The organism is Ferrimicrobium sp. (assembly GCA_022690815.1).
GTDB lineage: Bacteria > Actinomycetota > Acidimicrobiia > Acidimicrobiales > Acidimicrobiaceae > Ferrimicrobium.
The window spans coordinates 109,021-119,355 of sequence record JALCZJ010000004.1; the positions used below are offsets into that span (position 1 = coordinate 109,021).

9 protein-coding genes and 2 tRNA genes are annotated in these 10,335 nt (G+C 58.6%); all 11 read left to right on the forward strand.

All coding sequences use genetic code 11. From position 1 onward, the window contains the following. The first annotated feature begins 240 nt into the window (after positions 1-240). Complete coding sequence (locus tag MP439_02330) at positions 241-699, forward strand: FABP family protein (protein MCI2974898.1); 459 nt, start codon at positions 241-243, stop codon at positions 697-699. Then, entirely contained in the window at positions 696-1,424 is a 729-nt protein-coding gene (gene uppS / locus MP439_02335) for a polyprenyl diphosphate synthase (GenBank protein ID MCI2974899.1), read from the forward strand. The genes MP439_02330 and uppS overlap by 4 nt, the downstream gene beginning before the upstream one ends. Beyond that, on the forward strand, positions 1,421-1,603 hold the full coding sequence (locus MP439_02340; GenBank protein MCI2974900.1) for a hypothetical protein: 183 nt from the start codon (positions 1,421-1,423) through the stop codon (positions 1,601-1,603). Before uppS ends, MP439_02340 begins: the two co-directional genes overlap by 4 nt. Continuing rightward, positions 1,600-2,328 carry a DNA repair protein RecO gene (recO, locus tag MP439_02345; GenBank protein MCI2974901.1) on the forward strand — a complete coding sequence of 243 codons (729 nt, stop codon included), beginning with the start codon at positions 1,600-1,602 and terminating at the stop codon, positions 2,326-2,328. Before MP439_02340 ends, recO begins: the two co-directional genes overlap by 4 nt. Beyond that, entirely contained in the window at positions 2,297-3,754 is a 1,458-nt protein-coding gene (locus tag MP439_02350) for a glycine--tRNA ligase (GenBank protein ID MCI2974902.1), read from the forward strand. Before recO ends, MP439_02350 begins: the two co-directional genes overlap by 32 nt. Before the next feature lie 161 nt (positions 3,755-3,915). Next, on the forward strand, positions 3,916-6,546 hold the full coding sequence (gene ppdK / locus MP439_02355; protein ID MCI2974903.1) for a pyruvate, phosphate dikinase: 2,631 nt from the start codon (positions 3,916-3,918) through the stop codon (positions 6,544-6,546). A gap of 31 nt (positions 6,547-6,577) precedes the next feature. After that, a complete protein-coding gene (gene dnaG, locus MP439_02360; protein MCI2974904.1) occupies positions 6,578-8,413 on the forward strand; it encodes a DNA primase in 1,836 nt (611 codons plus the stop codon). A 12-nt stretch (positions 8,414-8,425) separates the two neighbouring features. Then, positions 8,426-9,721 (forward strand): sigma-70 family RNA polymerase sigma factor, encoded by a 1,296-nt coding sequence (locus tag MP439_02365; protein MCI2974905.1) that lies wholly within the window; start codon positions 8,426-8,428, stop codon positions 9,719-9,721. A 57-nt stretch (positions 9,722-9,778) separates the two neighbouring features. Continuing rightward, positions 9,779-9,851: transfer RNA gene (locus MP439_02370), tRNA-Asn, on the forward strand. Between the two features lie 4 nt (positions 9,852-9,855). Next, positions 9,856-9,931 (forward strand) — tRNA-Ile (locus MP439_02375). Between the two features lie 80 nt (positions 9,932-10,011). Further along, positions 10,012-10,335: hypothetical protein (locus MP439_02380; GenBank protein ID MCI2974906.1), on the forward strand; the 324-nt coding region annotated here is incomplete at its 3' end.

The following is a 10,335-nucleotide window of genomic DNA, read 5'->3' on the forward strand; positions in this document are numbered from 1 at the left end:
TGATCGATCACGTCGGCACGTACTGGGGGTCGTTGCTGGCGTCGCGACGCTAGGAGACCCTTGTCGTGGTGGAGCCAACGAGAGCGGTGGTGATGCTCCGGTTATGCGATGGTCGCTGGCATGTGATACCGGACATCAATCGCCTCGTTCTGTCATCGACGCTGCACCGGCGGAGGTTCTCGGGCCTGTGAAACAGCGCAAGTGACGCTAAGCTCGCTTTTGTGTTGTGTTCGGAGGGGCATGGAATTTCGTAGTGCGATAGTTGGTCGTTGGGTAGGCGAGGGCAAAGGTTGGTACCCGACCATTCGCGACTTTGGGTATATCGAGACGGTCGAGGTTCTCGATGTTGGACGGGCGTTTTTGACCTATCGCCAGATGACGCAGACCCTTGATGGTGCAGCGCTCCATGTCGAGACCGGGTACCTCCGGTTTCCGGACCAGCATCGGATCGAGCTGGTGGTGGCTCAGCCAACCGGGATCAGCGAGGCACTCGCCGGTCAGATTGTTCTCAAGGGTCAATGTGTAGTGGCCAGTCTGTCTTCGGTGCAGATTGCGGCCACCAAAACCGCGAAGCCGGTGGAGACGACCCAACGGGTATTGACCCTTGACGATGACGAACTCGTCATCGAGTTCTGGATGGCGGCGGTTGGGCAACCAATGAGCCAGCACCTTGCGTCTCGACTGCGGCGGGATCCATGATCGAGGGCATTGATCCGACAAAGATCCCACGTCACGTTGGCTGTGTCATGGACGGTAACGGTCGATGGGCAGAGCAGTTTGGACTCGCACGCACCGAGGGGCATGCGGCTGGTGAGCAGGCACTGCTGGACACCGTCTATGGGGCACTTGACCTCGGTATCTCGTGGCTGACGGTCTATGCCTTTTCGACGGAGAACTGGCGTCGACCGAGCGACGAGGTGCGCTTCCTCATGAACTTCAATCGGGGCCTCTTGCGGCGCCGACGTGACGAGCTGAACGACCTTGGGGTGCGTATCCGCTTCATTGGGCGCCGTAACTGGCGGGTCCCACGATCGGTGCTGCGCGAGATGGATCGGGCGGAGGCACTCACGGAGGCAAACTCTACACTGACACTGACGATGGCGTTCAACTATGGCGGGAGAGCTGAGATTGTCGATGCGGTCAGAAATATCGTCGCCGAAGGTTATCGACCGAGTCAGGTGAGTGATGCGGTCATCGCTTCTCATCTCTATCAACCTGAGATGCCGGACCCGGACCTGGTGATCAGGACCTCCGGGGAGTATCGGATCTCGAACTTCTTGCTTTGGCAGCTGGCCTATTCAGAACTCGTCTTTGTCGATGAGTATTGGCCGGACTTTCGCCGTGAACACCTCTTTGAGGCGGTCCGGCTCTACCAGGGAAGATCACGTCGCTATGGGGGAGTAAAGGAGCAACGCAATCGATGAAGGCGCTCTATGTGATCGCTCGAATTCTCGCGTGGGTCATTGGGCTTGGTTTGCTGTTTCTGGCTGCGGCCGCCATTAAGGGTGGTGCGGCACAGCTTGGTGGTCTGATGATTCTGGTCGTCGTGTTGATTGGACTCTTAGTCCTCGGTGGGCGTCGACAGCGGTTTCGTAATCGATGAAGTCGTACTCAGATCGGGCAGTGGTCATCCGAACGTGGCCACTTGGTGAGTCGGATCGGATCGTCAACCTCTTCACCCTCGGTCATGGCAAGCTTCGAGCTGTGGCCAAGGGGGTGCGAGGACCCAAGAGCCGCATCTCAGGCCTGGTGCAACCGACCAGCGAGCTGGATCTGTTGCTGTATCGAGGTCGTGAGCTCGATGTCATCCAACAAGCCTCACTCTTGCAGGCCAACATGGCTCGCGCTGGGGTAGATCCCAGCCAGTTTGGTTCGGCACTCGAATGGCTGGAGGCCATCGATAGCCTTACGCTCGATCGCCATCCCAACCCGACGGTGTACGCACTGATGATTCGCGGCCTAGCGATGATGTTGGATGAGCCGCGACCGACGCTTTTGGGCGCTCTGTTGCTCCGACTGCTCGAGATCGAGGGCTATGCTCCAAACTTGGCCGCCTGTGGCCTCTGCGGGTCGGTAGGCCAGTACTGTGGCTTCGACTTTGCCAGCTCAGCACCGCGATGTGCGGGCTGTGGTGGTGAACCGGTCGTCCCAGCTGTTCTGGTGATGAGCGCGGCGGTGCTTGCACATCGTGTGAGTGAGGTGCTCGCCGAACCTGACCCCAGTCGAGACTTCGAGACGTTTGTCATCCGACTGGTCAAGGAGGTTGTCGGGCGAGGGCTACGTTCGAGTGGCGTCATTGCATCACTTGGGGTATCGCAACCGTTATGACCGGGGCCGCCATCACCTTAATCGGCTGCTGGGCTTGGTGATCGCAGCACCGAGAACCACCTCGGCCCGTCGTGACGATTACACTCTCGATATGCCTGAACTCGATCGAATGGAAGCCATCGTGAGCCTCGCCAAGCAGCGAGGCTTTATCTTTCCGTCTGCGGAGATCTATGGCGGATTCCGCTCAACCTATGACTATGGCCCACTTGGAGCATTGATGTTGCGCAACGTCCGTGATGCCTGGTGGAATTTTATGGTCCAGCAACGCCCTGACGTTGTCGGCATCGAGGCGGCCATCCTCTCAAGTCCCAAAATCTGGGAGGCTTCTGGACACCTAGCCGGTTTCACGGATCCGCTCGTCGATTGCCGCTCCTGTGGTGCACGCTGGCGAGAGGATCAGATTGACGGAGTCTGCCCAACCTGTGGGTCAAAGGATCTCACGGAGTCGCGAGATTTCAACCTGATGTTCAGGACCTTTGTGGGTCCCGTCGCCGACGATGCCTCGGTTGCCTATCTTCGTCCTGAGACGGCCCAAGGGATGTTTGTAAACTTTCCATTGGTACAACGGGCGTTACGCCTCAAGCCACCTTTTGGCATCGCTCAACTCGGCAAGTCATTCCGCAATGAGATCACCCCTGGTAACTTCGTCTTCCGCACTCGAGAGTTCGATCAGATGGAGATGGAGTTCTTTACACCGCCAGAGCTAGCGGATCGCTACTTCGACTACTGGGTCACTGAGCGGTACGAGTGGTACCGCACGCTCGGGATCGCGGCCGATGAGTTGCGGCTCAGACCTCATGAGCAGGACGAACTTTCGCATTACTCGAAGGCCACCAAGGATATCGAGTATCGATTCCCTTGGGGATTCGGTGAGCTGGAGGGGATTGCCAACCGCGGCACCTATGACTTGAACGCCCATGCTACGCACTCGGGAGAGGATATGACCTACTTCGATCCCCAGACCAACGAGCGTTATCTTCCGAACGCGATCGAGCCGGCCGGTGGTGTCACCCGCGCGATGATGGCGTTTTTGCTCTCGGCCTACGATCGCGATGAGGTTGGCGGGGAGGAGCGCACGGTTTTGCGACTCTCGCCATTGCTCGCCCCGTTCACGGTAGCGGTTCTGCCGCTTTCTAAGAAGCCAGAACTCCAGCGTGTCGCCCAAGATGTCTTTGGTGTGGTTGCAGCCGAGTTCAGCTGTGACTACGATGTCACGCAGTCGATCGGGCGCCGCTATCGACGCCAAGATGAGATTGGGACACCGTACTGTGTCACGGTGGATTTTGATACCCTCGAGGACCAGGCAGTGACCGTTCGTGATCGTGACACCACCGAGCAGGTTCGCATTCCTATCGCCGAGCTGTCGAGTCATCTCCATGGACTCATCAGTGCAGTAGCCCGGCCGATCGCCAGGAGGTTCGAGTAACCGTGAGGGCATCTGGCTATACTCACTTGGCATACCTCGGCAACGTCGCTGACGGGTAGTGAACCGCCAAAAGCGGGCAGGGACAGACTGGAGCGGTCAGGCGGAGGGAGAACAGCCCGTTCGTCGCGCTTCCAGCGCAGGCAGATGGTAAGGAGACGACCGTGCAGTTTGTGTTCTCATTTGATTATCCTCACGAGGTAGCACCCATGAACCTCAAGCACCTTCTTGGAGGTAAGGGTGCCAACCTGGCCGAGATGACCTCAGTGTTGGGTTTGCCGGTTCCGTATGGATTCACCATCTCGACCGATGCCTGCCGAGCCTATATCGATGGGGGATGGCCAGATGGTCTGAGTGCCGAGGTAGATGCTGCATTGGCCCGACTCGAGGAGCGGATGGGTAAGCGCCTCGGTGATCCAAGTGATCCACTTCTTGTCTCCGTGCGCTCGGGTGCCCAGTTCTCGATGCCAGGCATGATGGACACCGTGTTAAACCTTGGTCTCAACGACGGATCGGTCGCTGGCCTCGCCGCACAGACGGATGATCCCCGGTTTGCCTACGACTCCTATCGTCGCTTCATCGCGATGTATGCACGTATTGTCCAGGGCATCGATTCGCCGGAGTTTGATCGATTGCTCGATGCTGCCAAGGAGCGGGCTGGGGTTGAGTCTGATGGAGACGTTCCCGCAGAGCTGTTGCGTGATCTCGTCGGTGCTTACAAGGAGCTCGTCGCCCACGAAACTGGACAGCCGTTTCCCCAGGATCCGAGGGTCCAGATTTATGGTGCGATCGAAGCCGTGTTCGGGTCGTGGAACGGACCGAGAGCGATCGCCTACCGAGAGCGCGAAGGTATCGATCATCGCCTAGGGACGGCCGTCAACGTGCAAGCGATGGTCTTTGGAAACCGGGATAACAACTCTGGAACCGGCGTTGGATTCACAAGAGATCCTGCCACCGGCCAGCAGGGTGTTTATGGTGACTTCCTGGTGAACGCCCAAGGTGAGGACGTGGTCGCCGGTGTGCGCATCACCGAGCCTCTTGCAGACCTCGAAGGGCATTTTCCAGCGGTGTTTCACGAGTTGATGGAGATCTTCGAGCGCCTCGAGCTCCACTATCGCGATATGTGTGACGTCGAGTTCACGGTAGAACAGGGCAAGCTATGGATGTTGCAGACGCGAGTTGGTAAACGGACCGGCATGGCTGCTCTGCGGATGGCGGTCGCCATGACCAACGAGGGCGACATCAAACTGAGCCGTGAGGAGGCACTGCTTCGCGTCTCGCCGGACCATCTCGATCAGCTCCTGCACCCGCAGTTTGCGACCTCCAAGTACGACGTCATCACCACCGGTCTTGGGGCCTCGCCAGGAGCAGCGGTCGGTAAGGTCTACTTCACCTCTGATGACGCGGTACTTGCCCATGAGCGCGGTGAGGATGTGATACTGGTTCGCAAGGAGACCTCGCCTGATGACATCCATGGCATGCTGGCTTCGAATGGGATTCTCACCAGCCGTGGCGGCCTGGTGTCACATGCAGCTGTTGTCGCCCGCGGTTGGGGTAAGCCAGCTGTCGTTGGGGCCGACCAGTTGGTCTTTGAGAACGACACCGTCTCCATTGGAGACCTTGTGATTCGAGAGGGTGACGAAATTTCTATTGATGGCACGGCTGGAACGGTTGCCCTGGGTCGGCTGCCGTTGCAGGTAGCCGAGCCTCCCCAGGAGCTTGAGCTGCTGTTGCAATGGGCGGATGAGTTGGCCGACGGTCACATGACGGTGCGAGCCAACGCGGATTCTGGACCGGATGCTGCGATTGCCCGTCGCTTTGGTGCCCAAGGGATCGGGCTTTGCCGTACTGAGCACATGTTTCTCGCCGAGGATCGACTGCCTATCGTTCGTCGAATGATTCTCGCTGATACTCCAGAGAACGAGACGCGAGCCTTGGAGGAGCTTCGTGTCGCCCAGCGCGCGGACTTCCTCCAGATTCTTGAAGCGATGGATGGACTTCCAGTCACCGTCCGACTCCTGGATCCACCGTTGCACGAGTTCTTGCCAGACATCGATGCATTACTCATCAAGGAGAGCAAAGGGTCGCTCACGGCTGAGGATGAGAAGATGCTTGAGGCCGCTAAGACCTGGCGGGAGTTTAACCCAATGCTCGGCGTGCGTGGAGTCCGTCTCGGGGTCCTGAAGCCGGGACTCTATACCATGCAAGTGCGAGCGTTGCTTGAGGCGGCTATGGAGCGAAAGCGTGCCGGAGGAAGTCCCCATGTCGAGGTGATGATTCCATTGACGATCTCGAAGCAGGAGTTGGCCTATGCACACGCTTGGGCTGAGGAGGCACTCGCTGAGCTCGGCGCAGATGACGACCTTGATGTGCTCTTTGGGACGATGATCGAGACTCCTCGCGCGGCCTTGATGGCGATGGAGATCGCCGAGATCGCTGAGTTCTTCTCCTTCGGAACCAATGACTTGACCCAACTCACGTATGGATTCTCGCGTGACGATGTTGAGAGCAAGCTCATGCCGATCTACTTGGCTCAGGGACTCTTACCGTCGAACCCATTCAAGGTGGTGGATGCCGAAGGAGTGGTAGAGCTCATGAATATCGCGGTCAAGCGTGCACGATCGACCCGACCAGACATCAAGCTTGGAGTTTGCGGTGAGCATGGTGGCGATGCTGAGTCGATCGCAAGTTTCGTCAAACTCGGGCTCGATTATGTGAGCTGTTCGCCGTATCGGGTACCGATTGCCCGACTCGCTGTTGCTCAGTCGCTCATTCGTGAGGGTGCTAGCCTGTAGGTAGGCGCTACTGAGGGAAGGAGCTCGTTGAGTGGGTTACTCTGAGCTTGATATTCGGCGGGTCTTAGACGCCACTGATATCGTTGCCCTCGTGGGATCCACGGTTGCCCTTAAGCGTGTTGGGCGGCGATACGTCGGGCTCTGCCCGTTCCATCAGGAGCACACCGGTTCGTTCTCGGTGAACGGTGAGGATGGCGTCTACTACTGTTTCGGATGTCATGCCAAGGGTGATGCGATCACCTTCGTTCGAGAGACACAGGGTGTTGATTTCGTCGAGGCACTGGAGTACCTGGCGGATCGCGCTCATGTGGTGATTGAGGCGACGCAAGGCGCGCCGGCTGACCGCAACCTCAAGACACGTCTCTTCAACGGTTATGAACGCCTCGCCCAGTGGTATCAAGCCCAGTTGCTGGATCCATTGCGCGGTGAGGACGCCAGGACCTATCTCAGTGAACGGGGCATCGGGGCTGAAGCGATTCGCGCTTTTGGTCTTGGTCTCTCGCCGAGCCGTGTTCAGCTCCCGATCGCACGGTTGGGCATCGAACCTGATGATTGGGAGGAGGGAGGATTCGGCTATCGCGACCAGCACGGTTCCCTTGTCGATCACATGCGTGCACGGATCACCTTCCCAATCCGCGACACCACTGGGCGAGTCGTCGGTTTTGGCGGGCGGATCCTTCCCCAAGAGCTGGAACGGCTTGATGGCAAGGCGGCAAAGTACAAGAACTCTTCGGAGTCGCCAATCTATAGAAAGCGCCGAACCCTCTATAACCTCGATCGGGCTCGAAACGCAATTGTCGATCGGGGCGTGGTGATCGTCTGTGAGGGCTATACCGATGTTATCGCCCTTGATGGGATCGGGATTGCGAATGTGATCGCGACCTGTGGTACTGCATTCTCGGAGGAGCACCTCGATGTCGTGCGGCGGTTCGCGAGACGGATCATCTTGTTTTTTGACGCTGATGCCGCCGGCCAAAGTGCGACGGAACGGCTATGGGCCGAGGAGGAGAGTCGAGGCGTCATTTTTGATGTCGCGACGCTCCCAGACGGTCTTGATCCAGCTGATGCTGCTCTGCGCGACCCGGAGTTGGTGTATGAGGCGTTACGGTGCGCGATCCCTATCATGCGCTTTCGACTTGAACGTCTCTTGGGGCGGGGAGATCTCGGCTCGGTTGAAGATCGTTCGCGGGTTGCTCGCGAGGCACTGGCGATGGTTGAGCGGCACCCTAATCACCTGATTCGAGGGGAGTACGTCGCGATGATTGCCGATGGGACGGGTTTCTCGGTTTCAGAACTCGTGGCTCAGCTCCCCAAAGACTCGCGTCCGCGGGCCCTCGTCGAGTCGGCCGATGAGGCAGTCGTTGTAGATCGGCCCTCCATTGAAGCCCTCCGGCTGTTAGTGCATGATCCCGAAGGTCTCGATGGGATTATTGTTCCTGAGCTCTTTCGTGACCCGAGGTATCGAGAGATGGTAGAGGTCATCAGTGGCGCGCACTCGTTGCATGAGGCGCAACAACGCCTTCAGGATCGAGGATCAGAGACCCTACTGCAGCTGTTCTTCCGACTTGCGAGCGAGCAGTCGGAGACCGAGGAGAGCGCTGACGTGATCGCGACACTGGTGTTGCGCGAGTCAAAGCTTGAACTGGCGAAAGTCACCAGGGCAGCACACGTATCGGCATCGAGCCTGAATCTGTTGATCGCAGAGGTTCCACGCATCCGGCTGCTCATCGAGGAGCTGCAGGGTGATCGATCACGCATGGAGCCCTGTGGATCCCTGATCAGCTGGCTGGTCGATCGGCGATCTGGTCCGCTGGTCGATGGTGCTGGCGCTGGCGCAGATAACGCTTTGTTGCCAGCGTCGAGTTAAAGTGAGCGATGAGTGAGTGACGAATCGCGACACGAGAAGCCCGTCGATCGAACGAATTCGACGTCCTCCCAGGCCCCTGCCGCTCCTCCAGCACTCGAAGGCGAGACCCTGGTCGGTGAGCCTGAGGAGGGGATGGCGGGGTTGGGCCCGCAATTCGCTGGGCCGCGACCCAACGACCATTCGATTGCGGCGGCCGAAGACCAAGAGGCTATGAGGGTGCGGGTGTCTATGGATGACAAGCCATTGTCGTCAGAGGCGATAAGGCGGGATCGGGCCGTTAGACACAGTAGCGCCGATGCTGATGCAGCGAGCCCAAGTCACCAGGAGGCAGCGGCTCGTCTGGCTATGTCTCAACGATCCATAGGTGGTGCTACAAAACCCAAGAAGCATCCCTCGTCCCCGGCACGGGCTGATGCAAGACCTGGGACCTTGGACCTCGACGGCGCTGAGAGATTTCTTGCCAGCCTTGATCGTCAGGCCATGCTGACAAGGGAGGGCGAGGTTACCCTCAGTGGCATCGTCCAAGAGCTCCAAGCCAGAGATAGCCGATCTCCTCGTGAGGATCGTTTGTTGATCGAGGCCAAGGAGCGCTTTGTCGCAGCCAACCTCCGGCTGGTTGTCTCTATTGCCAAGCGGAGTCATAGCGGCATCGTGCCGCTTGAGGACCTGATTCAGGAGGGCAACATTGGTCTTATGCGCGCGGTCGAGCTCTACGATGGGCGCAAGGGATTTCGCTTCTCGACCTATGCCACATGGTGGATCCGCCAGGCTATCTCACAGGCGATCGGTGAGTTCCGAAGCGAGATAAGCCTGCCACGCTCCTTGCAACAGGAGTTCCAGCGGATACAGCAGACACGACTCGACCTTCAGCAGAAGTTTGGGCGCGAGCCGCGGCTCGACGAGGTGGCAAGTGCTTGCGGAATCGAGCTCTTTCGCGTCGAGGAGGTACTGCAGTATGCCCAGTCGGTGCTCTCACTCGAGGCAAGCCCCGTGTCCGAGGGTGGTTCGGATGCGGTCCTTGGTGATGCGGTGGCCGACGAGTCAAGTCCACCGATCGAGGGTACCGTCGTGTCGCAAGATCTTGGCCGAGTGGTTGAGTTGGTGCTTGATTTGCTTGAGGAGCGAGAACGGGCAATTCTCATCTACCGTTTTGGCCTCAGTGGGGAGGAGCCACACTCGATTGAGCAGGCGTCCGAACGCTTTGGGGTGTCGCGAGAGAGAATCCGTCAGGTCGAGGCACGTGCGATTTCTCGACTGCGCCGTGACCAGTCAGCACAGGCCCTCAAAGAAATCATCCAGGATGGCTAGGAGGACGAGCGCACATGACCGGTTGGCTAGGGTGGCCTGCTAGATTGTGAAGTCTATTCCGGGGTAGCTCAATCGGCAGAGCACGCGGCTGTTAACCGTGCGGTTGAGAGTTCGAGTCTCTCCCCCGGAGCTCGGGGCCCGTAGCTCAGCGGTTAGAGCAGGGGACTCATAATCCCTTGGTCGTGGGTTCGAATCCCACCGGGCCCACCAGGTCAGAGGCTATATGCCTTACTTGTGATAAGATAAACCCAACAAAAAACCCAACAAGGGGTTTGAAGTTGGAGGAATCGATGGCAGGAAGCATGCGGCTGGTGGCCCAGCCGGACACCTGGGAGCTTCGGGTGTTCGTGGGTCGAGACAGCCTGGGGAAAGTCAAGCATCGCTACGTTCGCTTCCGCGGTACGAAGCGCCAGGCCGAACGGGAGCTCGCTCGACTGGTCTCGGAGCAGGAGGCAAAGCCAGCACCGATCGTTGAGACCGAGTTGCGGTGGAACTCGACGACCACCATCAACGACGCAATCATTGCTTGGCGCGACAATGGCTGGGCAGATCTCTCCCCATCCACGACACGTAGGTACGAGAGTTTATGGAAGGTCCAGATCAAGGACTCGATT

Excerpts from the sequence above, each read along its gene's own strand:
- MP439_02330 (MCI2974898.1), top strand. The coding sequence starts at position 241 with ATGGAATTTCGTAGTGCGATAGTTGGTCGTTGGGTAGGCGAGGGCAAA.
- uppS (MCI2974899.1), top strand. The coding sequence starts at position 696 with ATGATCGAGGGCATTGATCCGACAAAGATCCCACGTCACGTTGGCTGT.
- MP439_02340 (MCI2974900.1), top strand. The coding sequence starts at position 1,421 with ATGAAGGCGCTCTATGTGATCGCTCGAATTCTCGCGTGGGTCATTGGG.
- recO (MCI2974901.1), top strand. The coding sequence starts at position 1,600 with ATGAAGTCGTACTCAGATCGGGCAGTGGTCATCCGAACGTGGCCACTT.